The sequence below is a fragment of the Hymenobacter sp. IS2118 genome, assembly GCF_000715495.1.
In the GTDB taxonomy this organism is placed as follows: Bacteria; Bacteroidota; Bacteroidia; order Cytophagales; family Hymenobacteraceae; genus Hymenobacter.
On record NZ_JNLX01000047.1, the window covers coordinates 19,104 to 44,380 of the forward strand.

General features: G+C 61.7%; 21 protein-coding genes. 11 read left to right on the forward strand and 10 right to left on the reverse strand.

The genetic code is table 11. The annotated features are described in order from the left end of the window. Positions 1-5: 5 nt before the first annotated feature. The 7 genes from prmA to uvrA form a co-directional block, all read right to left on the reverse strand. Complete coding sequence (prmA, locus tag GM79_RS02700; RefSeq protein WP_035558848.1) at positions 6-836, reverse strand: 50S ribosomal protein L11 methyltransferase; 831 nt, start codon at positions 834-836, stop codon at positions 6-8. A 155-nt stretch (positions 837-991) separates the two neighbouring features. Beyond that, complete coding sequence (locus tag GM79_RS02705; protein ID WP_035558851.1) at positions 992-2,383, reverse strand: hypothetical protein; 1,392 nt, start codon at positions 2,381-2,383, stop codon at positions 992-994. Further along, positions 2,362-3,123 carry an ABC transporter ATP-binding protein gene (locus GM79_RS02710; protein ID WP_035558854.1) on the reverse strand — a complete coding sequence of 254 codons (762 nt, stop codon included), beginning with the start codon at positions 3,121-3,123 and terminating at the stop codon, positions 2,362-2,364. The genes GM79_RS02705 and GM79_RS02710 overlap by 22 nt, the downstream gene beginning before the upstream one ends. A 170-nt stretch (positions 3,124-3,293) precedes the next feature. Beyond that, a complete protein-coding gene (locus GM79_RS02715) occupies positions 3,294-3,677 on the reverse strand; it encodes a hypothetical protein (protein ID WP_235183894.1) in 384 nt (127 codons plus the stop codon). Positions 3,678-3,757: 80 nt separating this feature from the next. Further along, positions 3,758-4,525 carry a triose-phosphate isomerase gene (tpiA, locus tag GM79_RS02720; protein WP_035558856.1) on the reverse strand — a complete coding sequence of 256 codons (768 nt, stop codon included), beginning with the start codon at positions 4,523-4,525 and terminating at the stop codon, positions 3,758-3,760. A gap of 96 nt (positions 4,526-4,621) precedes the next feature. Further along, positions 4,622-5,494, reverse strand: a complete 873-nt coding sequence (locus GM79_RS02725) for a tryptophan-rich sensory protein (RefSeq protein WP_152559797.1) — start codon at positions 5,492-5,494, stop codon at positions 4,622-4,624. A gap of 146 nt (positions 5,495-5,640) precedes the next feature. Further along, positions 5,641-8,493 carry an excinuclease ABC subunit UvrA gene (gene uvrA, locus GM79_RS02730; protein WP_035558859.1) on the reverse strand — a complete coding sequence of 951 codons (2,853 nt, stop codon included), beginning with the start codon at positions 8,491-8,493 and terminating at the stop codon, positions 5,641-5,643. A gap of 148 nt (positions 8,494-8,641) precedes the next feature. Here uvrA and GM79_RS22680 point away from each other — a divergent pair, with 148 nt between their 5' ends. The 8 genes from GM79_RS22680 to GM79_RS02770 all read left to right on the forward strand — a co-directional run bounded on the left by GM79_RS22680 (position 8,642) and on the right by GM79_RS02770 (position 18,920). Then, a complete protein-coding gene (locus GM79_RS22680) occupies positions 8,642-9,640 on the forward strand; it encodes a hypothetical protein (protein WP_152559798.1) in 999 nt (332 codons plus the stop codon). 37 nt (positions 9,641-9,677) lie between these two features. Beyond that, positions 9,678-11,066: an alpha/beta hydrolase family protein gene (locus tag GM79_RS02740; protein WP_051718415.1), complete on the forward strand. Its 1,389-nt coding sequence runs from the start codon at positions 9,678-9,680 to the stop codon at positions 11,064-11,066. Between the two features lie 177 nt (positions 11,067-11,243). Continuing rightward, positions 11,244-12,806, forward strand: coding sequence for an alpha/beta hydrolase family protein (locus tag GM79_RS02745; RefSeq protein ID WP_035558863.1), 1,563 nt, complete (start codon positions 11,244-11,246; stop codon positions 12,804-12,806). A 151-nt stretch (positions 12,807-12,957) separates the two neighbouring features. After that, the gene (locus GM79_RS02750; RefSeq protein WP_152559799.1) at positions 12,958-14,007 is read left to right on the forward strand and encodes a ComEA family DNA-binding protein; all 1,050 of its coding nucleotides are present in this window, start codon (positions 12,958-12,960) and stop codon (positions 14,005-14,007) included. Positions 14,008-14,226: 219 nt separating this feature from the next. Further along, positions 14,227-14,868, forward strand: coding sequence for a (2Fe-2S)-binding protein (locus GM79_RS02755; RefSeq protein WP_035558869.1), 642 nt, complete (start codon positions 14,227-14,229; stop codon positions 14,866-14,868). A gap of 2 nt (positions 14,869-14,870) precedes the next feature. Beyond that, complete coding sequence (locus GM79_RS02760) at positions 14,871-15,851, forward strand: FAD binding domain-containing protein (RefSeq protein ID WP_035558871.1); 981 nt, start codon at positions 14,871-14,873, stop codon at positions 15,849-15,851. A gap of 93 nt (positions 15,852-15,944) precedes the next feature. Further along, a complete protein-coding gene (locus GM79_RS02765; RefSeq protein WP_051718416.1) occupies positions 15,945-18,275 on the forward strand; it encodes a xanthine dehydrogenase family protein molybdopterin-binding subunit in 2,331 nt (776 codons plus the stop codon). Then, positions 18,276-18,920, forward strand: coding sequence for an NTP transferase domain-containing protein (locus GM79_RS02770; RefSeq protein ID WP_072008510.1), 645 nt, complete (start codon positions 18,276-18,278; stop codon positions 18,918-18,920). A 177-nt stretch (positions 18,921-19,097) separates the two neighbouring features. On the opposite strand, the gene GM79_RS02775 is transcribed toward GM79_RS02770, so the two are convergent. Continuing rightward, complete coding sequence (locus GM79_RS02775) at positions 19,098-20,390, reverse strand: MFS transporter (protein WP_081867520.1); 1,293 nt, start codon at positions 20,388-20,390, stop codon at positions 19,098-19,100. 130 nt (positions 20,391-20,520) lie between these two features. On the opposite strand from GM79_RS02775, the gene GM79_RS02780 reads away from it, so the two are divergent. From GM79_RS02780 to nth, 3 genes are all read left to right on the forward strand, one after another. Further along, positions 20,521-20,925: a hypothetical protein gene (locus GM79_RS02780; RefSeq protein WP_035558873.1), complete on the forward strand. Its 405-nt coding sequence runs from the start codon at positions 20,521-20,523 to the stop codon at positions 20,923-20,925. Between the two features lie 286 nt (positions 20,926-21,211). Beyond that, positions 21,212-21,847, forward strand: coding sequence for an RNA polymerase sigma factor (locus GM79_RS02785; RefSeq protein WP_035558876.1), 636 nt, complete (start codon positions 21,212-21,214; stop codon positions 21,845-21,847). Positions 21,848-22,164: 317 nt separating this feature from the next. Then, a complete protein-coding gene (gene nth / locus GM79_RS02790) occupies positions 22,165-22,821 on the forward strand; it encodes an endonuclease III (RefSeq protein WP_035558879.1) in 657 nt (218 codons plus the stop codon). Between the two features lie 133 nt (positions 22,822-22,954). On the opposite strand, the gene GM79_RS02795 is transcribed toward nth, so the two are convergent. Continuing rightward, the gene (locus GM79_RS02795; RefSeq protein ID WP_035558882.1) at positions 22,955-24,163 is read right to left on the reverse strand and encodes a glycosyltransferase family 4 protein; all 1,209 of its coding nucleotides are present in this window, start codon (positions 24,161-24,163) and stop codon (positions 22,955-22,957) included. A 12-nt stretch (positions 24,164-24,175) separates the two neighbouring features. Further along, a complete protein-coding gene (locus GM79_RS02800; protein ID WP_051718420.1) occupies positions 24,176-25,201 on the reverse strand; it encodes a hypothetical protein in 1,026 nt (341 codons plus the stop codon). Positions 25,202-25,277: the final 76 nt, after the last annotated feature.

A 25,277-nucleotide genomic window follows, 5' to 3' on the forward strand; every position in this document is an offset into this window, starting at 1 on the left:
CGTTGTTATTCTTTCTCGAACAGGGCCGACACCCAGCTGCGCAGCGTGCGGTGACGCTGGTAGCGCAGGCCGTGCTTGGCGGCTTCAGCCTGAATTTTGGCCAGGTCTTCCTCGTAGAAACCGCTGAACAGGATGGGCCGGCCGCTGGGCAGCAAGCGGGCGTACTCGTGCATGTCCTCCAGCAGCACATTGCGGTTGATGTTGGCCAGGATGAGGTCGAAAGGGGCTTCATCGGCCAGGGTTTCTACGCCACCCAGGCGGCACTCGATGGTGCGGCACTGGTTTTCGGTGGCGTTGTCGCGGGCGTTTTCCACAGTCCAGGGCTCGGTGTCCACGGCCAGAATCTGGCGGGCGCCCAGCATTTCGGCCATAATGGCCAGGATGCCGGTACCGGTGCCCATGTCCAGCACCCGCAGGCCTTTGTGGTCCACGTCGAGCTGGTTTTCTATCATCAGGGCCGTGGTTTCGTGGTGGCCCGTGCCGAAGGACATGCGCGGCATAATCACGATGTCGTAGTCCACGCCGGCCGGCTCGGGGTGAAACGGCGCCCGCACCGACACCCGCTCGGCAATGATGAGCGGCTGGAAGTTCTTCTCCCACTCGGCGTTCCAGTTCTGGCGGGTAATGACGCGGTGCGAGTGGCTGAGCTCGCCGATGCCGGCGTAGCGGCTCATGATTTCGGCCACCGCGTCGGGGCTGAAAACGTCCTCCGTGGTGTAGGCGCAAAAGCCTTCGTCGGTATCCTCAAAGGTGTCGAAACCTACTTCGGCCAGCTCGGCCACCAGAATATCGGCCAGCTCGCGCGGCGCTTCAACGGTCAGTTCAATAAAATCCATGCGGAGGAAGGGAATTAAAAATTGAGAATTAAAAATTAAAAATAAACCTGTTTGGGAAGTCTCCGCATGACGCCCTGTTTTATCAGGCAGACTTCCCAAACAGGTTCATTTTTAATTTTTAATTCCTTTCGTCCCGCAAAGGTCGCCGGAAAAAATCAGGCGCTGATTCCACGCCAGAGGCGGCGACGCAGGTTGCCATCGTTGCGCAGCACCGCCCGCACCGGAATCACGGCCGAAAGCGTAACCAGGGCCGCCAGCAGCAGGCGCAGCCACCACCACGGCACAAAGTAGAGGGCCGCTGCCAGCAGTACCATGCCCACCCCTACCAGGCTGGAAACGTTCTTACGCATGCTGCCCAGCTCGCCCACTTTCTTCACGGGCTTGGCGTAGTATAGGCTGCCCCACAAGCCCAGACTGGCCAACGACAACGCGCCCAGCGGCAGCAAAGCCAGCAAATACCAATCGGCGCGGGGAAAGAAGGCCAACAGCACGGCCGCCGAGAGCACGCATTCCACGGCTACCACCGCGGCCACTACCCGCCCGTACAGCCCGAGCAGGCGCGCCGTCAGGCCCAACCGGTGCAGCTCGTTGGCTACCAGCGTACTCATGAAGCCGTAGAGATTGCTGTTCACGTAATTGAAGCTGATGACCGGCAAAAAAACCAGGTAGAAGTAGCCGGAGCCGCTTTTGCGCCAGTTGCCGCCGTTTTCGCCTCCCAACCACACCACCACCCCCAGCAGGATGAGTTTGAATGCCAGGCCCGTGAGCAGCGGGGTGCGCACCTTGCGCAGGTAGGCCCGGCTTTCGGGCGCGAGCCGGGCTAGTAGCTGGCTGGCGCCTGCGGGCGCACTGGTTTCGGTGGGCAGGTAGCGGGCACTGAAATAAGGCCCCAGCCAGTACAGCTCGGCCGCGCCCAGCGCCCAGGGCAGCAGCACGGCCGCCCAGCCCAGCGCCGCGTGGTACGCACCGGCCGGCGTGCTCACCCACCACGCCAGCAGGCCCGCGCTGGCCAGGTGCAGGCCCAGCAGCGGGTGCCGCCAACGCCGTAAGGCAATCAGCAGGCGCACGTTGAAGCTCAAAACGGCCGCCGCGAGCAGCAGCAATACCGCAAAGGCGGGCACCGCCGCATAGCGCGGCGCGGCCAGCAGCACCGCCAGCAGTCCCGCCGCCAGCGTGAGGCGGCGCAGCGTAATCAAATCCAGCAAAAAAGCCGTGACCACGCTCAGCCGCGCCGAGACGGGCAAATGGTCGGGAATGGGCCGCGTTACGGGCCGCAGCGCCGGCAAAAAGTCCACCAGAAAGGCGGAGAGCAACACTGCGGCATTCAGCCCCGCGACATACGTGGGCAGGTTGTCGGCTACTTCAGAACTGCCGCTGGCGAGCAGTAGCCCGAAGCCGGCCCCGTAGAGCACCAGTACCGCCAGCGTGAGCAGAAAGGCCGTTCGCTCGCCCGCCGCGGCCGGCCACACCACGGCCCACAGGCGGCGACGGAGCAGGTAGGGCAAAAAATGCCCCAGGCGCGGGCCTAACGTTGCGCGGTCAGCCATGTCAGGTCTTGGGTGGGGTTGGCGGCGGGATGAAGGAGCTGGAGCAGGGCATCGCCCAGCAAAGCGCGCTCGCCGTGCAGAAAATCCTCCATCGAGCCCCAGAACTTCACTTCGCTCTCGTCGATAACGAGCAGATGGGTGGCGACTTTTTCGATGTGGGCCAGGTTGTGCGACGACACAAAGGTGAGGGCCTGGGGGCGGTAGCTGTTCAGCAGCGACAGCACCCGGTCGGCGGCAAACACGTCGAGGCCGTTGAATGGCTCGTCCAAAATCAGCAGCTCGGGGCGGTGCAGCAGGCAGGAGGCAATGGCCACGCGCTGTTTCATGCCCGTCGAAAACGCACTGAGGCGCTTGCGGCGCACGGTGTCGTATTCTTCCAGCAAATGCCCCAGCAGGCTGTCGATGCGGGCCTGGGCATCGGGCAGCTCATAGATGCGGGCCACGAATTGCAGGTATTCCTCGGCCGTCAGCTCCTCCACCAAGTAACCCTGGTTAACGAGGGCACCCATGCGGCGCTTCACCGCTACCGGGAAGGTTTCGCCCAAGGGCTGACCATCGAGCCAGAGCGCGCCACTGCTGGGCAGCACGGCGTTGGTGAGCAGGTTAAAGAGCGTGCTTTTGCCGGCGCCGTTGCGGCCCAGCACGCCCACGCAGTAGCCGGTGTGCGCCGTGAGGGATACATCGCGCAGCACCACTTTCGGTCCAAACGACTTGGTGAGGTTGCGTAATTCTAATTCCATTGTTTGGTGGTAGAAGGATAACTGGAAACCAAAAAATGTAAAAACGTCATGCTGAGCGCAGTCGAAGCATCTCTACCGCAGCAGTAAACCAATCAAATGAGATTAGTTATGCGGTAGAGATGCTTCGACTGCGCTCAGCATGACGTTCTTTTTTCTAAATCCTGCTCGCCCTACGGCTTGCAGCCGGCGAATGAGCGCACTTTGGTGTAGTGAATGGCAAAGTCGGCGCGGCTGCGGTCGGTGGTTACCAGCAGCACGTAATCGGCAAAGTCGCGGGCGGGCGCATCGGCCCAGAGCCCGGCCTTGTCGGCAAAAAGCTTGTTGGATTCCTTGAACACAATGAGGTCAGCAAAAGCTTCCTCCGGCTCCACGTACACCGTGCCGAAACAGTAGTTGCGACGGCGCGGGTCAGTTTCGAGGTACACCGAGCCGTAGATTTTGCACGGCTCCAGCGGGCCGGCGGCCCGGAGCACGGCCACTACCGGCGCACTGGCCCGCGAGGTTGGCGCGGGCGCAATTGCCAGGAAAGCCGCGAGTACGAAAGAAAAAAACATAGCAGAAGCAAGAAGTTTGCGCGCAAAATCACGCGGACCAGAGGCTGGCCCGTCCTTCAACAACGGTGCCAGCTACTGGCTTAAAACGACTGAATGATGGCCGTAAAGTCCGCCGCTTTCAGCGAAGCCCCGCCAATGAGGCCGCCGTCCACGTCGGGCTGCGCGAAAAGCTCGCGTGCGTTTTGGGCGTTGGCCGAGCCGCCGTAGAGAATGGTGGTATCGAGAGCGGCCTGGCCGTCGTAGGCGCGGGCAACTCGCTCGCGGATGAAGGCGTGCACTTCCTGCGCCTGCGCGCTGGTGGCCGTGCGGCCCGTACCAATGGCCCAGATGGGCTCGTAGGCAATGGTTACCTGGGCAAACTCCTCGTTGCTGAGGTGGAACAGGCCATCCGTGAGCTGCTTGCCGATGAAGTCGAAGGTTTCGTCGGCTTCCCGCGTGTCGAGCGACTCGCCCACGCAAAAAATCGGTTCCAGGCCCGCAGCCAGGGCGGCTTTCAGCTTCTGACTCAGCAGCACATCGTCTTCGCGGAAGTACTGGCGACGCTCCGAATGGCCCAGAATCACGTATTCGCAGCCTACCGAAGCCAGCAGCTTGGCCGAAACCTCGCCGGTAAACGCGCCGCTTTCCTGCTGGTGGCAGTTTTGAGCGCCCAAGTGGAATTTGCCGCCCTGCGGCAGGGCTTGCCCCACGCCGTGCAGCACCGGAAAAGGCGGGCAAATAACGATTTCGGGAGCGTTGGCGCCGGTAGCGGCGGCGCCGGCCTGACTGGTGATATCTGCCACCAAAGCCAGGGCTTTGGGGTAGGTCAGGTTCATTTTCCAATTGCCGGCAACGAGATTTTTGCGCATAAGCTGAGGGGACAGTAAACGGTTAGTTCAGTTCCACAAAGCTAACAGCCGGCGTCGGGCAATGGCGTGGTGGGCGATAATTAGTGGCCGGGGCCGCTATTCGCTCAGGTTCATGGCGCGCGAGGCCGCAATCTCGGCTTCACGGGCGGCGGCGGCTTCGTCGCGCAGCTGCCACGGCTCCTTGCGGCCGCCCTGCCGGGAAAACACGAGGCCCAGCACCAGCACGATAACCGCACCGGCCAGGGCCGTCCAGCCCAGCTCGGCTACTTCGCGCAGCCGCACCACCCAAATGCCCACCAGCGCCCAGGCCAGCACCACCGGAAAAACAGCGTCGCGGAAAATGCGGCTGATGAGCAACCCCAGGGCCACAATCACCAGCAGCAACACCAGCGCCAGCACCACCGAAACACCCTGGGCCGTTTGCCAGCCCAGCGCCCGCAAGCCAATGGTGATGTTGATAACCGAAGCCACCGAAATCCAGCCCAGATACAGCGAAAATGGAACGCCCACCCACACGGGTGCCGCTCCGGCAAAAATCCGCCGCCGCACCCGGCCGTACGCTATAATCAGGCTGCCCAGAATAAGCAGCATCAGGCCCACGCTGGGCAATATCTTTTCATAGGCAAACAGCACCACCCAAGCGCCCGTAGCCACGCTGGCCAGGGTCAACGGTTTGGCCACGGCGTCGGGCAATGACAATTGCCGGGACGCGGGCAGCAGCTGCCACACGGCGTATACTACCAGCGCCAGAAATATTATTCCCCAGATGCTAAAAGCATAGCCCGCCGGCGTGAGCAGCGTGGGATATCGGGCCGACACCTCGCCCATGGTTTGCCCGGCGAAGGGGTAAACGTTCGAATAGTAGTTGAGAACAATGTTGCCCACAATGGCCAAAGCCGTCAGCCAGCGCCACAACCGTCCCAGGGCCGGAGGACGGGAGGAACTGTACTTGTCTGAGTATAATGACATTGCCGACATGATTAAGCTTTTTCAGAAACAAAACCTACGTAATGGAAATGAGTTTGGATTAGCGCGGCGGCCAGGGGAAACCGTCTTGCGCCTGAGCAGTTAAAACCTACTACGGATAGCCACAACAGCAGTTGCAAGTCGCAACGTTACACTTTCTCAGCTAAAAACCGCGCGGTATGATTGGAATCTTTCAATTTTACCATTTCCTCGGGCGTGCCTTCAAAGAGCAGATGCCCCCCGTTGAGGCCGCCCTCCGGGCCCAGGTCAATCAGCCAGTCGGCACACTTAATGATGTCGACATTATGCTCGATGATGAGGACGGAATTGCCCTGCTCAATCAGCGCGTTCAGGGCCGTGAGCAGCTTGGCAATGTCGTGGAAGTGCAGGCCGGTGCTGGGCTCATCGAAGATGAACAGGATTTTATCCTGCTGCAGCGTGGCGCCCTTGGTGAGGAAGCTAGCCAGCTTCACGCGCTGGGCTTCGCCGCCACTTAGCGTGTTGGCCGACTGGCCGAGGCGGATGTAGCCCAGGCCCACATCCTCCAGCGGCCGGAGGCGGTCGGCTACTTTGGGCTGGCTGCTGAAGAACTGGACGGCGTCGGATACGGTCAGCTGCAGCACCTCGTCGATGCTTTTATCCTGGAATTTTATTTCCAGAATGTCCTGCTTGAACTTGCGGCCGTCGCAGCCCTCGCAGGTCAGGTAGATGTCGGCCATGAACTGCATCTCGATTTTCACTTGGCCTTCGCCCGTGCACACCTCGCAGCGCCCGCCCTCTACGTTAAACGAAAAGTGCGAGGGCTTGAGGCCGCGCGCTTTGGCCAGCGGCTGCTCCGAAAACAACGTCCGGATGGCGTCGTAGGCCTTCACGTAGGTGACGGGGTTCGAGCGCGAGGACTTGCCGATGGGGTTCTGGTCCACGAACTCGACGTGCGATACCTGCCCGTTTACGCCCGTGAGGCGGTCGAATTTACCGGTGCTTTCGCCCGCGCCGCCGCCCAGCATCTTCATCAGGGCCGGCGCCAGAATGCGCTTGATAAGCGTGGACTTGCCCGAGCCGGATACGCCGGTGACGACGGTCATCACGCCCAGCGGCAGCTTCACAGTCACGTTTTTGAGGTTGTTTTCGCGGGCGCCGGTTAGCTCCAGGGCGTTGCGCCAGGGGCGGCGCACTTTGGGCACGGGCACTTCCATTTTGCCGCTCAGGTACTGGCCGGTGTAGGTAGTCGTGTCCTGCAACAGCTCGGCCATCGTGCCCTGAAACATGAGGTTACCGCCGCCGCTGCCGGCTTCGGGGCCGATGTCGATAATCTGGTCGGCGGCCTCCATCATCTTCTCCTCGTGTTCCACCACCACCACGGTGTTGCCCAGCTGCTGCAACGAGCGCAGCACGCCAATCAGCTGCTCGGCATCCTTCGGGTGCAGGCCGATGCTGGGCTCATCCAACACGTACATCGAGCCCACCAGCGCCGAACCCAGCGAAGTAGCCAGCGAAATGCGCTGGCTCTCGCCACCACTCAGCGTATTGCTCAACCGGTTCAACGTCAGGTAGCCCAGGCCCACGCGGTTGAGGTAGCCGAGGCGGTTGGTGATTTCCGTCACGAGGCGCTCGGCCACTTTAGCGTCGTGCTCGCTCAGGCTCATGTTTTCGAAAAAGACCAGCGCGTCGGAGATGGGCAGCAGCACGATATCGGCAATGCTGCGGCCGTCGATGCGCACGTACTGCGCGTCTTTGCGCAGGCGGGTGCCGCGGCAGTCGGGGCAGGTAGTACGGCCCCGGTAGCGGCTTTGCAGCACGCGGTACTGGATTTTGTGGGTCTGCTCGCTCACCCACTTAAAATACTTGTCGAGCCCGTCAAAATGCTTGTTGCCGGTCCACAACAGCCGCTGCTCGGCCGCGCTCAGGTCGTTGTAGGGCCGGTGAATGGGGAAGTCGAAGCGAATGCCGTTTTTCAGCAGCGGCTTCAGCCACTCGCCCTGCTTTTCGGTGCGCCAGGGCGCGATGGCGCCCTCGTATACCGTCAGGCTCTTGTCGGGAATCACCAAATCCTCGTCGATGCCCAGCACCGAGCCAAAGCCCTCGCAGGTCTGGCACGCGCCGTACGGGTTGTTGAAGGAGAAGAAGTTGACGCTCGGCTCCTCAAACACAATGTCGTCGAGTTCAAACTTATCGGAAAAGGTGCGGTTTTCAGGTTCGCGGTCAGCGCCCGATAGCTGCACCACGCAGGTACCGTGGCCCTCGAAAAACGCGGTTTGTACCGAGTCGGACAGGCGGAAAAGCAGGTCCTCGTCGTCGGGGCGCAGGGCGGCGCGGTCCACCATGATGTACACGTCGCCCTTCACCTCGGACTGGCCCTCCCCTATCAGGTCCTCAATCTGCGACGTCACGCCGGCTACCACCACGCGGCTGTAGCCTTTTTGCAGCAGCAAATCCAACTCCTTGCTCATGGCCCGCGTGGGGTCGGTGCGGAAGAGCGGGGCCAGAATCATGGCCCTGGTGCCTTCGGGCTGGGCAGCCAGGAAATCCACCACGTCGGCCACGTTGTCCTTACGCACCTGCTCGCCGCTGGCGGGCGAAAACGTGCGGCCCACCCGCGCAAACAGCAGTTTGAGGTAGTCGTAAATCTCGGTGCTGGTGCCCACCGTGGAGCGGTTGTTCTTAATGCTGACCTTCTGCTCGATGGCAATGGCCGGCGAAATGCCCCGGATGTAGTCCACGTCGGGTTTGTCCATGCGGCCCAGAAACTGGCGGGCATAGCTGCTCAGGCTTTCCACGTACATGCGCTGGCCCTCCGCATAAAGCGTATCGAACGCCAGGCTCGATTTGCCCGACCCGCTCAGGCCCGTGACGACGATAAACTGGTTGCGCGGCAGGGCCACGCTGAGGTTTTTGAGGTTGTGAACCCGGGCGTTTTTGATGAGGATGAATTCGCGCGGGTCGAGGTTATCAATGGCGTTGTCGGCGGGAGCCGAAACCTGCAAAGCGTCTTTTTTGGGCATAAACAAACTAACAGCGAAACCGGGCCGGAAGGTTTCGGCCGGGGGCAATTGCTGGGGTGCGAAGGTACGGGCAGGGCGGGGGTGCAGCGTACTGCGCAATGCCGTTTCAATGGCTAACATTGCGCTATACTTCACCTTTCGCTGCCTCATGTCTATTTCCAGTCCGCTCGGCACCCTGTATCAGGTATTAAAAGACGTGGCGACGAGCGCTGGAGCCAATGCCAGCATCTTGCAGAAAAACGAAGCCGCTACCCGCGCCGCCCTAATCGACCCGGTCCTACGGGCCTTAGGTTGGGACACGACCAACGTACAGATGGTGGAACCCGAAAAAACCATTAATACCACGTGGCGGGCAGACTACGCCCTGCGAGATTCCAGCGGAAACATCGACCTGTTACTGGAAGCCAAATGCCTGGGCTCGAATCTGGAGAAATTTAGCGTCGTGCAGCAGCTGCTGAGTTACGCCTTCGGCTTCGGGGTGCTGAAAGTAATCGTGACTGATGGCGTCAGCTGGCATTTCTACACGGAATTCAGACCGGGCAACTCCATTGCAGATGCTCATTTCAATTTATTACGTGATGACATCATCGGCTGCGCTCTGCAGCTGGTTCAATGGCTCGACGCAGCGCAGAGCGGGCACGGCTTGCTACCTCTCGGGGAAGCCATACCTACCACTCAGAAGCAAGCAGTTGCATTGCAGAAATTATCAACGCTGCCGCCTGCCAAGGTGCGCAAACAATCCACGCTACCAAATAAGCCGGTGACTGCTGCCGTCACATTCATTGAGTTGACGCAATTGCAGGCGGCCCCCTTACCACCCGGCCAAAAGCCCAAACAGCTACGCTTGCCCAACGGCACCGTAAAAGCCATTAATACCTGGAAGGATATTTTGTTAGAAGTATGCCAGTTAGCACTGGAAACCAACCATAGCATTGGTATTCCACTTCGGGATAACGCGGGTAAAAAGACGTTTTTGCTTTCGACAACGAAGCCAGCCATCGGCACAAGCACAGCTGCTTCCTATCAAAGCCGTCCGTTGTTTATCTACACCAACTATAGTGCATCTGCCTGCATTGCCAATGCCTTGTACGCCGCCAAGCAGATTCCACAGAGTCACCACGTCACTCCTGTTGCTGTCGCATTTTGAGCCTTGCAATTAACTCAGGTTTTCCAACTTCCTTTTCATGCAAACTGCTACCCGCCTTTTCCTAGCCGCCGTCCTGCTGGCTGCCACCAGCCCCGCCCACGCCCAAACCGCCCCGCGCCCCAGCCTCACTGGCGACTGGAACGGCTCGCTCGGCCCCATTGAGTTCACGGCCCACCTCACCGACCCGGCCACCGGGCCGCGCACGGCCACGCTCGACATTCCGGCGCAGCGCGTGCAAGGCATGGCATTGAGCTTCACCGCGCCGGCCGACAGCGTGTACCTGAACCTCGCGCAACCAGCCGCCCGGTTTGCCGGCCGCCGCTCCGCCGATGGCCAGCAGCTGACCGGCGAATGGCAGCAGGGCCTGCGGGTGTTCCCCATCACGTTCACGCGCGCGGGTGCTGCCGAGGCTGCGGCGCCGCGCCGGCAAACGCCGCAGCCACCGTTTCCCTATCAGTCGGCCGAGGTCACTTTCAGGAATGAAAAGGCCAACGTGACGCTGGCCGCCACCTATACCGTGCCTGCCGATATGGGCCCGTTTCCGGCCGTGATACTGCTCACCGGCTCCGGCGCCCAGGACCGCGACGAAACCATCAAGGGCCACAAACCCTTCGCCGTGCTCGCCGACTACCTCACCCGCCAGGGCATTGCCGTGCTGCGGTTTGATGACCGGGGCGTGGGCCAGAGCGGCGGCACGCTGGCCGGCACCACCAGCGCCGACTACACCGCCGATGCCCAGGCCGCGCTTGCCTGGCTGCGGGCTCAGCCGGGCATCCGCCGGAACCAGGTGGGTTTGGTGGGGCACAGCCAGGGCGGCACGGCCGCCATTGGCGCCGCCATTCAGGCCGGCGGGCCCGATTTTTTGGTGCTGCTGGCCTCGCCCGCCCTGCCCGGCGACGAGATGCTGGTGCAGCAGTCCGTGGCCGCCGCCCGCTTGCTGACCATGGACCCCGCCCAACTGTCCGCCACCGAAAAACTGCAGCGCGCCATGACTCAGATTATCAAGAAAACCGCCGACAACGCCCAGGCCACCGCGCAGCTGCTGGCGCTCTACAACCCCACCGGCAACCCGCAGGCCACCGTCCAGCTGGCACCGCAGCTGGCCAGCATGACCGCGCCCGACTACCGCCAAATACTGGCCGACCGCCCGGCCCAAACCCTGGTGAAAGTGCGCTGCCCGGTGCTGGCCCTGGGCGGCAGCAAGGATATTCAGGTGATTGCCAAGCCCAACCTGGCGGCCACGACGGCCATCCTCAAAACCGGGGGCAACCGCGACGTGACCGTGAAAGAGCTGCCGGGTCTCAACCACTTGTTTCAGACGGCCACAACCGGCGGCACCGATGAGTATGGCACCATTGAAGAGACGGTTGCACCGGCCGCGCTACAGCTGATTGGCGACTGGATAACGCAGCACACTAAAAAATAAGGCGTTTTTTCACGCTGATTAAACCCCGGCGAGAGCCCACTCGAAAGATGGGCTCTCGCCTTTTTAAACACGTACTGACACGCCTACGGATTCACTTCGTTTTCTTACGTTTGTTGTACTTTTCAGCACTTGTTTCCAGTCGAATCGACTTTAGCGCATTTTATATAGACTGATTCCATGATAAAATTTTTATCCGTTACCTTGTTATTCCTTACGCTGGTGGCCCAGTTGCCTGGCAATGCCCAAACGCGGAAGCCGGCGCCCACAACCATCAAAAAAAAGCTGCCGGGCAAACCGGCCCCTGCTGCCAAACCCAAGACTCCGGCCCGGCCTGCCGCCGCAGCCAAGCTCACCGGTCCGCTCAACGGCCAGTGGAAAGGCCCGCTGAAATTGCTGGGCGGCCAAATCACTGTCGTCATCACCATCGTGCCCCTCACCAACGGCACCTACTACGCCGCCCTCGACGCGCCCCAGCAGCGCATCAGCCGCATGCCCGTGGAAGTAGAGCTGAAGGGCAACGACATCACGCTGCGCATTGAGCAGGCCGGCAGCAGCTTCGTGGGCAAGGTATTGGAAGGCGGCGACAAGCTGAGCGGCACCTGGACGCAGCCCGGCGTGAAAGCGCCCATGCTGCTGGAGCGGGCCGCAACCGTGCAGTCGAAGGCCGCGGCTCCGTTCCGCCCCGCCCCGCCCTACCGCGTTACCCAGGTCAGTTTCCAGAACCCCTCCTCGAAGCAGCACTTGGGCGGTACGCTCACGGTACCCGCCGGCGAAGGCCCTTTCCCGGCCGTAGCGCTGGTTTCCGACCTGGGCCCGCAGAGCCGGGAGGTGGAAGTGAGCGGCTACCACATGTTTGGCCAGCTCGCCGACTACCTCACTCGCCACGGCATTGCGGTGCTCCGCTTCGACGACCGGGGCGTGGGGCAGAGCAGCGGCACCTACGCCAGCGCCACCACCGCCGATTTTGTGACGGATGCCGCTGCGGCAGTGGCCTTTTTGCGCAAACGCCCGCTCATTTCCGCCCAGCGCGTGGGCCTGCTGGGCCACGGCGAGGGCGGCAACGTGGCCCTGCTGGCGGCCATGGCCGGCCGCCAGGCGCCCAGCTTTGTGGTTTCGCTGGCCGGCTACGGCCAGCCGGGTTTCGACGTGCTACTGCGCCAGCAAGGCGAAATCATGCGCCTGATTGGGTCCGACGCCGCCGAGGTGAAGGCCGCGCAGGATGCCTACCAGCGTCTGGTGGCCATCGTGCGGGAAAATCCGAACAATGAGCTGGCCCGCGCCAAAGTGGCCACGGTCCTCAACAGCTCCAACACCGGCATCACGGTGGCCATGGCCAACGCCCGGGCGGTACAGCTCACCTCGCCGTGGTCGCGCTATTTCTTTGATTTTAATCCTATCAGTCAGTTAAATAAGGTAGAATGCCCGGTGCTGCTGCTCAACGGCACGTCCGACCTGCAGGTACCGGCCAAACGCAACATGGCGCCACTGCGCCGGGGGCTGAACAAGGTGACAGCTTACCGCATCGATGGCGTCAACCACTTGTTTCAGCCCGCGCCCGCGCAGTGGCCGCTGGTGAATGGCGTGCAGCAGCCTACCTTCTCGCCCGAGGCGCTAAAGAAAATCAGCGAGTGGGTGGCCATAAAAACCCAGCCCGCCCCGGCCCGCTCGCTGCTGAAACCCAGCCCGGCCGCCCCGGCCAAAAGCTCCAAAGCAACGGGCCTGAGCTTGCGCCGCCGGTAAGGCCTGCCGGGCGAGCAGCTGGCCGAGCGGGGCGCTTTGTCAGGGTTTTTGGCTATACTTGCTTCCGGCAATAGAATCTGCATATCTGGATTTTATCGGCCCTTTGCCTCCCGTTCTACCAAATGCCGGCCGCTGGCTGGAGCCCCTGCCCATGGCTGCTACGCCCCCCCCACCACGGCCCCGCTGGTCGTGGGAAAACTCCGGGCCCATGCGCTGGATACGGCGCCATATGGGCTACTCGCGGGGCGAGGCCAGGGGCATGGTGGGACTGCTGACCCTGATGCTGATGGCCATTGTGGCACCCATTGTGCTGCGCCCCGCCGCCCCCGCGTACCTGCCCGCCGCCGACCAAAAAGCCCTCAGCAAGCTGGCCGCGCAGCTCAAGGAGCACCGCACGGCCGAACAGGGCTTTGCCACTAAATTTCCGAAGCGGGACTTTGGGAAACCGGGCGGCAGCCGCTACCCCAAAGTGGCACAGGTGCAACTCTCCGCATTCGACCCCAACTCCCTCACCGCTGAAGGCTGGGAGGCCCGTGGCGTCCCGCACTTCGTGGCCGCCCGCATTGTGAAATACCGCGAGGCGGCCGGCGGCTTCAAGGCCAAAACCCAGGTGCAAAAAATGTACGGACTGGAAGACTCCGTGTACCGGCGGCTCGCCCCGTTTATGCAGCTGCCCGATGCACCGCCCAAGCGCGGTGAGCAGCCCGATTATGCCGCCAAACCCGGTCCCGACGGCAAGTTTCCGCCCTTCGCGGCCACGCCCGGCAAGTTTCCGAGCAAGCCCCGCAACCTCCAGCCCTTCGACCTCAATACCGCCGACACCACGCAGCTGATGCAGATTCGCGGCATTGGCGCCGGGCGTGCCAAGTGGGTGGTGCGCTACCGCAACCAGCTGGGCGGCTACCTCCGCGAAGACCAGCTGGACGAGGTATTTGTGCTGCGCGATGCGCCTGATTTGCGCGACAGCCTCAAGAAATACACCTTCGTGGCGGTAGGGTTTGCGCCGAAGCTGGTGAACGTGAATACCGCTTCCTTCGATGAGCTGTACCTGCATCCTTACATCGGTAAGCCGCGGGCCCGCCTCATTGTGGCGTACCGGCAGCAGCACGGCCCCTACAAGCAAGTGGAGGATTTGAAGCAGATTCCCATTCTCAAAGCCGAAGACTGGGAAAAAATGCGGCCCTACGTGCGCTGCGAGTAATCACCGCTGTTACGCGAGAGGGCTGGCGCGCGTCAGAGACGCGCGCCAGCCCTCTCGCTATTGGCATGAAAACGTACATAATTAGGGGGATTGGCAACTTTGAATAGCCGCCAAAACGTAGTAGCACGTTAGCTTCAACGTGAGCGCGCGCTACTGCTGGCGTAACTCAACCATTGCCCGTGCTCCGCGGTTAGCAACCTACTTCTGACATCCCTCGCCATGACTGACAACTTTCCACCTGATTCGGCCGACCGGCCTGATGGCCCGGTACCCAGTGACGGCCGCCGCTCGTTTATCAAGCAAGCCACCGGTTTTCTGGGCCTGGCGCTGGCGCCGCCGCTCATCAGCCAGGCCGAACGCCTCACGGCCATCTCCAAAAAGGTGGAGGGCGTGACGGAAATGCGGCTTAAAGTGAACGGCACCGTGCGCACCATCAGCGCCGAGCCGCGGGTGACGCTCCTCGACGCCCTGCGCGAGAAGCTCGACCTCACAGGCTCCAAGAAAGGCTGCGACCACGGCCAGTGTGGTGCCTGCACGGTGCTCGTCGACGGCCGCCGCATCAACAGCTGCCTGACCTTGGCCGTGATGAACCAGGGTAAGGAAATTACCACCGTGGAGGGCCTGGCCAAGGGCGAAGAGCTGCATCCGCTGCAAGCCTCCTTCATCGAGCACGACGGCTTCCAGTGCGGCTATTGCACGCCCGGCCAGCTCATGTCGGGCGTAGCCTGCCTGAAAGAAGGCCACGCCAAAACCGACGGCGACGTGCGCGAGTGGATGAGCGGCAACCTCTGCCGCTGCGGCGCCTACCCCAACATCGTAGCAGCCATTCGGCAGGTCGAAAAAAGTGGTTTTAAGTCTTAGCAATGAATAATTTCTCCTACCTCCAGGCCACGCAGCCCAAGGAAGCCACCGGCGCCGTGCGCGACAACCAGCAGGCGGCTTTCATCGCCGGCGGCACCACCCTGCTCGACCTGATGAAGCTGAACGTGGAAACCCACGACCAGCTGGTGGACATCAATATGCTCGCGTTTAAAGGTATCGAGCAAACCGCCGACGGTCTGCGCATCGGCGCGCTGGAGCGCATGAGCGACGTGGGCGAAAACCCGCTCGTGATGCAGCAGTACCCCGTGATTTCGCAGTCGCTGCTGCTGGCTGCCTCGCCGCAGCTGCGCAACATGGCCAGCATCGGCGGCAACCTGCTGCAGCGCACCCGTTGCGGCTACTTCCGCGACACGGCCTTTCCCTGCAACAAGCGCCAGCCCGGCTCCGGCTGTCCGGCCCAGGAAGGCGAAAACCGCGGCCTGGCCATTCTGGGCGGCAGCAAGGACTGCATTGCCACTTTCCCCGGCGACCTCGCCGTGGCGCTGGTGGCGCTGGACGCCGTGCTGCTCCTCGAAAACGCCAAAGGCAAGCAGCGCCGCGTGCCGCTGGTTGATTTTCACCTGCTGCCCGGCAGCACGCCCCAGCGCGAAACCGTGCTGGAGCCCGGCGAGCTCATTGTATCGGTGACAGTGCCGGCCGCCGCGCACACCCGCAAATCCATGTATTTGAAAGTGCGTGAGCGTAGTTCTTACGCCTACGCGCTGGCCTCGGCCGCCGTAGGGCTCGACGTGCAGGGCGGCCAGATTCGCTCGGCCCGCGTGGCGCTGGGCGGCGTGGGCACCAAGCCCTGGCGCTCCCGCGAAGCCGAAAAGGTGCTTACCGGCGCGCCCGCCACGGAAGCCACTTTTCGGGCCGCCGCCGCTGCCGCCTTGCGCGAAGCTCAACCCCGCGAACACAACCGCTTCAAAGTAGAGCTGGCCCAAAACACCCTGGTGCGCGCCCTCACGGAACTGACGGCGTAGGAACCAGCGCCTTGGCGCGTGCGGCGCCTGCCACGCGGCCCATTTGAAACAAGACCAATCGAACGCGCCGAGGCGCATTCCTACAATTATTCTATGGAAACCGAACCTTCCTTTTTCGAAACCTCGCCCACTCCCAACGTGGTGGGCAAACCGCTGAACCGCGTCGACGGGCGCGACAAGGTGATGGGCCGGGCCAAATATTCGGCCGAATACCCCATTCCCGGCCTCACCTACGGCGTGCTGAAAACCAGCGACATCGCCAAGGGGAAAATTCAGAGCATTGATACCAGCGCCGCCGCCAAGCAGCCGGGTGTGCTGGCCATTTACACCCACCTCAACATTCCCAAGCTGGCCGTGACGCCCAACGACGCGGACGGTAAAAAGGCCATTGGCGCGCCCATGGGTTTTATGCCGCTGACTTCGGATGTCATTTTCTACGCCGGCCAGCCCGTGGCCGTGGTCGTGGCCGACACGTTCGAGCGCGCTACTCACGCCGCCGATTTGGTGCGCGTTACTTATACTACCGAGCAGCCCATTGCGGCCTACACCGACCCGAAGGCTAAAATCTTCGACCCGGCAAAAATTCAGGACGGTAAGACCGATGGCAAAACCCGCCGGGGCGATGCGCGCGCCGCGCTAGCCAGTGCCCCCGTGCAGCTTACGGCCGTGTATACGCACGCCATCAACCACCACAATCCGATGGAGCCCGGCGCGACCACGGCGGTGTGGGACGCGCCCGACCGCCTCACGGTGTACGAATCGACGCAGGGCGTGACCCGGACCCAGAAGGCCCTGTCCACCATGCTGGGGCTGCCGCAGGACCAGGTGCGCGTTATCACGAAGTACCTAGGGGGCGGTTTTGGCTGCAAGGGCTCGTGCTGGCCCCACACCGTGCTCACGGTGCTGGCGGCCAAGGGCGTGGGCCGGCCCGTGAAGCTGTCGCTGACCCGCAAGCAGCAATTCACCAGCATGGGCCACCGCGAAGACCAAACCCAGACCCTCACCCTGGGCGCCACTAAGGAAGGCAAGCTCACGACCCTCATCCACGAGAAAACATCCACCACGTCGCCCTGGGACAATTACGCTGAGTCAAACAGCAAAATAATCAACATGCTGTACGACTGCCCCAACTTTGAAGCCAGCTACCAGCTGGCGCGGGGCAACGTGATGACGTCCACCTATACCCGCGCCCCCGGCGAGGCGCCCGGTTCTTTCGCGCTGGAAAGCCTGATGGATGATTTGGCCTATAAGCTGAACATCGACCCCATTCAGATTCGCCTGCTGAACCACGCCGACAAAGACCCCACCAACGGGAATCCGTGGTCGAGCAAGTCGCTGAAAGAGTGCTACGCCCGTGGTGCCGAGCTTTTTGGCTGGAGCAAGCGCAACCCCAAGGCCGGTGCCACCCGCAACGGCCGCCTGCTGGTGGGCATGGGCATGGCCACGGCCAGCTACCCGGTTCACAATTCCCAGGGCATGGCCCGCGTGCGCCTCTACGCCGACGGCCACGCCGTGGTGCAGAGCGGCGCTACCGACCTCGGCACTGGCACCTACACCGTGATGACGCAGGTGGCGGCCGACTCGCTGGGCCTGCCACCCGAAAAAATCCGCTTCGAATTGGGTGATACTAAGTTGCCCACCGCGCCCAATTCGGGCGGCTCGGTGGCGGCGGGCACGGTGTCCTCGTCCGTCTACATGGCCGCGCAGGACGTATGGGGCCGGCTGACCAAACTGGCCATAAAGGATAAAAAATCCCCGCTGTTTGGCGCTAAGTCCGAAGAGGTAGCCGTTGAAAATGGCCGCCTCCAACTGAAGAAGAACAAGGCCAAAGGCGAAGGTTTCATGGCCTTGATGAAGCGGGCGGGCCTCGACGACATCGAGGGTAGCGGCAGCGGCAAGTACGGCGCGGGCTACGAAACCGGCCAGGCGGCCAGCCCCGCCACCTCGGGCAATGCCGAGAAACCGGCGACGCACTCCATGCACTCCTTCGGCGCGCATTTTTGCGAGGTGCAGGTCGACCCCGACCTGGGCACCGTGCGCGTGACCCGCTGGGTGAGCGTGCACGGCGCCGGCCGCATTCTCAACGCCAAAACGGCCCGTAGCCAGATTATCGGCGGCTCCATCTTTGGCATCGGCGCGGCGCTGATGGAGGCCACGCACCGCGACAACCAGTTTGCCCGCTACGTCAACGCCGATTTCGCCGACTACCACATTCCCGTCAACGCCGACATTCCGGACATGACCGTGGAGTTTATCGACGAGCGGGACCCCTACATCAATGCCATGGGCGTGAAGGGCATTGGCGAGATTTCGATGGTGGGCGTGTCGGCGGCCGTTGCTAATGCCATTTTCCACGCCACCGGCAAGCGCGTGCGCGACCTGCCCATCACGCCCGATAAAATCCTGGCCACTAAAGCAGTTTAGATGCCTGCGCCAGCTTTGCTTACGGCATCCAACGCCACCGTTCCGGCTCCGTCCGGGGCGGTGGCGTTGCTGTTGCTGGCCGCCGGGGCTTCCACCCGCATGGGCCGGCCCAAGCAGCTACTGTCCTACCGCGGCCGCACGCTGCTGCGCCACGCCGCCGAAACCGCCGTAGCCACGGGTTGCGCCCCGCTGGTGCTGGTGACCGGCGCCCTGCACGATTCGCTGGCCGCCGAAGTCGCGGATTTGCCCTTTCAAGTGGTGCATAATCCCGATTGGGAGTCAGGAATGGCATCTTCCATCCAAGCCGGGCTAAACGCGACGGTAGCCTCCCAGCCCAGCGCCTACCTCGTGATGCTGGCCGACCAGCCATTGGTTACGCCCGAGCATCTGCGGCAGCTTGTTACCACGCAGCGGCAGAGCCGGGCCGCCGTAGTGGCCACGGCCTACGGCGATACGCTGGGCGTACCCGCCGTTTTCGACCAGTCGCTGCTGTCCGCACTCCACGAGTTGCGCGGCGCGCAGGGTGCCGGCCGCCTTATCGCCAGTCAGGGCATCGCCGCCGGCCGCTTGGCTTTCCCAGACGGGCTGCTGGACGTGGACACGCCCGAAGCGTACGCTGCCCTACTGGCCCGTACTGAAGAATAAGCTATTAAACTTGTTTCTGAACACGAAAAAGCATAAAATCGACGGTCATGCTGAGCGCAGCCGAAGCATCTCGCTCGCTTCGTTGATTCGATTGAATTAGTCACTCGGTAGAGATGCTTCGGCTGCGCTCAGCATGACCGTCGATTTTGCTTTTTTGGGAACAAGTCTTTTAGCCCATCAATCGACTGGCTCTTTTTTGCCCATTTCCAGCTCGCGGAGCTTATCGGCCCGCCAGGTGGTGACGACTACCACCAATAGCGTCATCACACCGCCGAATACTACCGACCGCACCGTACCCATCAGCCGGGCCGCGACGCCGCTCTCGAAAGCGCCAATCTCGTTGCTGGAACCGATGAAAATATTGTTCACTGCTGACACCCGGCCCTTCATATACTCCGGGGTGAAGGTGTGAATGAGGGTGGAGCGCACGATGACCGAGACGGAATCGAACACGCCCGTCAGAAACAGGAGCCCTAGCGACAGGTAGAAGTTTTTGGACAGCGCGAACCCAATGGTAGCCGCGCCAAACCCGGCCACGGCCCACAGCAGCTTGCGGCCCGCGTGCCGTTGCAGGGGGAAATAGGTCAAGAGCACGGCCATCAGCACCGAGCCCACCGCTGGCGCAGCCTCCAGATGGCCGAATCCGGTGGCACCCACTTTGAGAATATCGGCCGCAAAAACGGGCAGCAACGCCACTGCCCCACCAAAAAGCACCGCGAACATATCCAGCGACAAAGCCGCGAGCACCAGCTGGTTGCTAAATATAAACCGCAGGCCACTCAGCACGCTGTCTTTCAGTTTGAGCCGCTCGCCCTCCGTGGGCGGCAAGGGCCGGCCGGCAATCCGGGCGAACTGGAACAGCGCCAGCCCCAGCAGCACCGTGGTGACGAGGTAGGAATCGGCCACGCCCAGGTGCGCAATCAGGTACCCGCCAATGGCCGGCCCCAGTACCGCCGAGCCTTGGTAAGTGGTGCTGTTCCAGGTGATGGCATTGGGCAAAAAGGCCCGGTCGGGCAGCAGCTGGGGCATGAACGAGAACAGCGCGGGCCCCATGAAGCCGCGCGCGATGCCGCTCACGAAAATCACGCCGTAGAGCGGAATCGTGTAGAGCGAATCTTTCGCCAACAAGCCGATGCCATACGGACTGGCAAACCACGCCAGCGCCGCCGCGCATAGCAGCAGCACGACCAGGGCCGCCACCACAATATTTTTACGCCGCACCGAATCGGCCACGTAGCCCGCATAAAGCGACACCACGATGCTGGGCACGGCTTCCGAAAGCCCAATCAGGCCCAGGGCCAGCGGGTTGTTGGTGAGCTTGAATATCTGCCAGCTCACCACCAGGCCCTGCACCCGCGTGGCCACCGTGAGCAGAGTTCGGGCCGACACCAGGCGGCGGAAATCGGGTAGGCGCAGCGCCGCGTAAGGGTCGTGGGGCGAAGGAGAATCAGCAGGGTTGGAAGGGAGCATGGAGCACAAATAGCCGCCGCTGCGACGACGGAGCGCAAAGGTAAGACTGGCGGCGACGGGCGGTTAGGTCAGCGGGCGGCTTTCCCCTACATTGCAAGCCCGTACTTGTTGCCCTTTCTCTTCCCGGCTTATGGTAGCTTTTGGCCTCGAAATATCACCTCGCCCCGACCTGCCGGCCATCGTGGCCCGCTGGCAGCGCGAAATCACGGCCCAGGAGCTAAAAGAAGGCTACTTTGCCGTGCTGGCTACGGCCGACGAACACGGCTGCTGGCGCTGGCTGCTCGACCTGCGCCGCCGCGAAGAGCTGACCAGCCCCAAGTTGGCCGACTGGCTCGAAACAGATTTCTTTGCCCTGCTTCCCCAGCGCTATACTGCGCCGGTGCGCATGGCCTTTCTGGTTTCGCCATTGCGGGCCATACAGGCGCAAACGGCCAGCTCCGTGGCCACCATCAGCAGCAACCAGCGCCCCAACCAGGGCTATTACACGGCTATCTTCACCGACGAGGCGGCGGCTTACCAGTGGCTGGCGCAGTAACCATCCGGACTGCGTTCGCAGGCAATTGCACCTTTTACGGAAATATTTTATTTGCCTTTTTATTAAAAAAGGCGGCTACCGTGGTCTTTTGAGAACGTTGCCTCAGGCTCGCAAAAAGATTTTGTCATTTTTTGATTCGTACCTATTGCGGATGTGCGGTTGATTCCTCTACATTTGGTTCAATTCCAGCAGAGAATATTCCGCCGGGTCGTTGCCTCCTCCTTTTTTTCAGCTAACTGCATACTATTGGCCTAAAGCTCTACGTTCTCCTTATCCGTAGCCCTTTATGGACCTCTTGCAACCTAGCGACTCCGCGCTCATTTCGCTCTACCTGGCCGGCCAGGAATCCGCCTTCGCCCTACTCTTGGAGCGTCATCGGAGCCGTGCCTACACCACCATTCTGCTCATCGTGCGCGACGAGGACCTGGCGGAGGACTTGTTGCAGGACACGTTCATCAAGGCCATCCACACCCTCAAAAGTGGCCGCTACAACGAAGAAGGCAAGTTCGCTCCCTGGATTTGCCGCATTGCTCACAACCTGGCCATCGACTCGTTCCGGCGCGAAAAGCGGGCGCCGCACATCAGCCTTACCGACAACGAGCGGCTGGTCAGTACGCTCACCATTACCGACGACGGTCCGGAAGATATTCTGGCCCGCGAAGAAACCCACACCCACCTGCGGGCGTTAATTCAGGAACTGCCAGCCGCCCAAAAAGAAGTATTGCTCATGCGCCATTATGGCGATATGAGCTTTCAGGAAATTGCCGACGCAACCGGCGTCAGCATCAACACGGCATTGGGCCGCATGCGCTACGCGCTGATAAACCTACGGAAGAAGATGTCTGCAAACACTCTCCATTATGATTCAAACTTTACCCCATTCGACACTCCTCCAGTATGTGTACAACGAATTGCCTCCTGAAAGGCAGCGCGAGGTAGAGGAGGCCTTGCAGCACGACCCGGATTTGGCTTCCACGTGCGCCGACCTCCTTTTGGCCCAGCGAGCTCTCGACGGCGTACGTTGCGAGCCCCGGCCCCAAACCTCCGAGGCCATTTTGCGCTATTCGCGCACCTTCTTAGCCAAGTCTTAAATCCTTTTGGTTTCCTGTTCCTGCCATTCCGGGCGCAGCGAAGACCCTGAGATATGTAGCCCGGCCAACGCATTTGCATTGTCCGGGCGCACTATTTCCGGCCTTCGCTGCGTCGGGGATGGCAGTTATTTTGCCGCCACCTCCCGCCATGCGCCGCGCCGACCGTTTTCAGTACTTCCTCGACTACTTCACCACCAACTTTCCGGAGCCCAAAACCGAGCTGGCCTACGGCAATCCGTACGAGCTGATTGTGGCCGTGGTGCTGAGCGCGCAATGCACCGATAAGCGCGTGAACCAGGTGATGCCTGCCCTGTTGGAGCAGTTTCCTACGGCCGCGCACCTGGGCGCCGCCGCCGCCGAAGACATTTTCCCGTTCATTCGCAGCGTTTCCTACCCTAACAATAAGGCCAAGCACCTGGCCGGGTTGGGCCGCATGCTCACCCAGGAATTCGGGGGCGAAGTTCCCAGCCAGATTGAGGAATTGCAGCGCCTGCCGGGTGTGGGCCGCAAAACGGCCAATGTGGTGGCTTCCGTCATCTACAACCAGCCCGCCATGGCCGTAGATACGCACGTGTTCCGGGTTTCGCACCGCCTCGGCCTCGTGCCCAAAACTGCCACCACGCCGCTCGCCGTAGAAAAAGGACTGGTTCGGCACATTCCGCAGGCCGCCATTGCCAAGGCGCATCATTGGCTGATTTTGCACGGCCGCTACACCTGCGTGGCGCGCACGCCCAAATGCAGCATTTGCCCCTTGGCACCCAGTTGCGCCTATTTCGAAAAAACATTCGGCAAAGCCTCGGCCTAAGAGCCCATTCTGACGACACAGAAGGCACTTTTATCCTTTTTATACCTGAACCCAAATCCAAGCAGCACGGCACTAGCGCAGCAATATCAGACGCTAAAAGCTGTATGATATACGGTAGAACATTGCTGCGTCGTCAGGCTTTTTCCGCCGCCGCCTCCAGCACCTGCTGCACTTTTTGAGCGAGCTGCTGGCGGTCAAATTTTTCCAATGCCAATGCCTTGCCTTTTGCCCCGGCGGCGGCCATCGCGGTGGGCTGGGCCAGCAATTCGTGCAGCCTGGCGGCCAGCGCCGGCGCATCGCCAGCGGGCACGTACCAGCCGCAACCGTGCTGCTCCACCAAAGCCTTCGTCCAGCCCTGGTTAGTCACGATAACCGGCGTGCTGACCACCAGGGAATCGTAGAGCTTAGCCGGCGAATTGGAATCCAGCACCGGCAAACCCAAAAACGACACCACCGAAACCTCCGCCAGCGCAAACCAGCCGAACACCTCGTGCCGCGCCTGCCCGCCCACCAGCCGGATACGGCCCGGCCAGCGCGCCGCCGCCGCCGCAATCAAGGGCTCAAAATAGCCGTGCCCCAAAAACAGCCACACCGCATTAGTCGCCGCTGCCGCCATGCTTTCGGCAGCCGCTACCAAGGTAGGAATGTCATTGGCCCGCCCAAAAGTGCCGGCGTAGAGGATAATCCGCTTGCCCTCTAAGCGTTGCTCCCGACGCAAAGCCGCCACCACTTCCGGCGTGGCCTGCGCCGCCAGTTCCACATCGGTACCATTGAGAACCGTCGTCACTTTCTTCGGTTCAATGCCTAAATCGGTCACGTAGCGCGCCATGTCCGGCGAGAGCGGCATAATATGGCGGGCGCTGCTGTAAAGCCGCTTTTCCAAATGGTAGAGCTGCTGCCGCGCCAGCGCCGTGGGCACCGCCCCCATGGCAATGGGAAACGACGGCCACAAATCCTGCACCTCAAATACCCACGGCACCCGGCGCCAGCGCGCTACCTGCGCCGCCGCCCAAGCCGCCGTCAGGGGCGTACTGATACCCCAAATGACGTCCGGCCGGTCGATTTTCAGGCCCTCACGTACGGCCCAAGCCGCGTAGTGAGCAAATGCAAGCGCGCGTCGGGCCACGCCCATTTTGTTGTGGTAGGGCACCGGCGCTTCGCGAATTTCCACGCCGGCTGGCACCCAGGGAAATTCCTGCGTGAGCTGCTGGCCCTTCCAGGCCGGTGTGGTCAGCAGCGTTACGCGGTGCGTTTTGGCAATGTGGGCCAGCAGGGTGTAGTGCCTGCTGGTAGCCGGGCAGTCGGGGTTGGTGTGGTACTGGCTAAAAACGGCGATGTGCATGCGGGAGCTACCTCAGTCATTTTTGGGCCGGTAGTGCGACTCGTTAAGAATGCGTTGGGCATCCTTCTCCTCCATCAGGCGGCTCAGGCTTACGTTGGGGTGCGTAGCCACGTACTTGCGAATAATTTGCAGGCCCACCCACTGGCCCACCCGGCCGGGGCAGGTTTTGTCGATTTCGGGCACGTTGGGACGTTCGCCCACGTACTTCTGCACCAAAAAAGGCGTGGTGGAGTACAACAGCTCTTTTTCAAGGAAATGGCCCCATACCCGTGGCTCGTTGGCTTCCAGGCCCGCCATTTCGCGGCTGGTGTAGCCCAGCAGCAGCGAATCCGGGGTGCAGGGCAGCACTTGGCTGGCAAAATATAGCGACTTGCCAGCGTTTACCATGGCATCGAGCATGGTGTTGGCCGTCAGCTCGTGGCGGTTGTATTTAGTGGATATGTTCTGGGCCAGCAACGGCACAAGACCGGGCGGCGTGTAGCGGCGCAGCATGTACTGCGGCAGATCGGGACGCTTGCTGGCTTTGGGGCCAGCAAACCAGTCCAGGCTCAGCACCAACAAACTATCGTTCACATAGATGTCCTTGTTCAAAAACCCGCTCACGTATGTTACGGCCGGCGGCGCTTTAAAATCAGGAAAGTAGAAATGAACTCGGCGAAACAGCTCGCTCAGGTCGTGCGAAAGTGCGGCGCTGTCCGGGAAGGCGGCAGCCGTTTCGCGGCCCAATTGCTGCAAGGCATCGTTGGAAGCCAGTTGGGCCAGTTTCGTGGCCAGCTGCTGTTCATTTGCCGGCTGCCGCTGCAGGTAGTACCGAGCAAACGCCGGATTAGCCGCCATAAACCGCTGGGCATCAGCCGGCGATTTTATTTTGAAGAACTGCGTTTCCAGATGTGTCACGCGCACGGACACGGCCGGGGCATCGGCAGCAGCATCGGTCCGGCAGCCGTCGGCGGGGCCGCTCTTGCAGGCACCCAGCCCGAAGCTAAGGGCAAAAAACAAGGGCAGCCAGCGCCGCCAGGCAAAATTATTCTTCTTCACGCGCGTTACTTTGGGGTAAAATTAGCCAAAACCCATTGTCCGTCGGTAGTTGCCGAATGCAATGGTCAAATCTGCT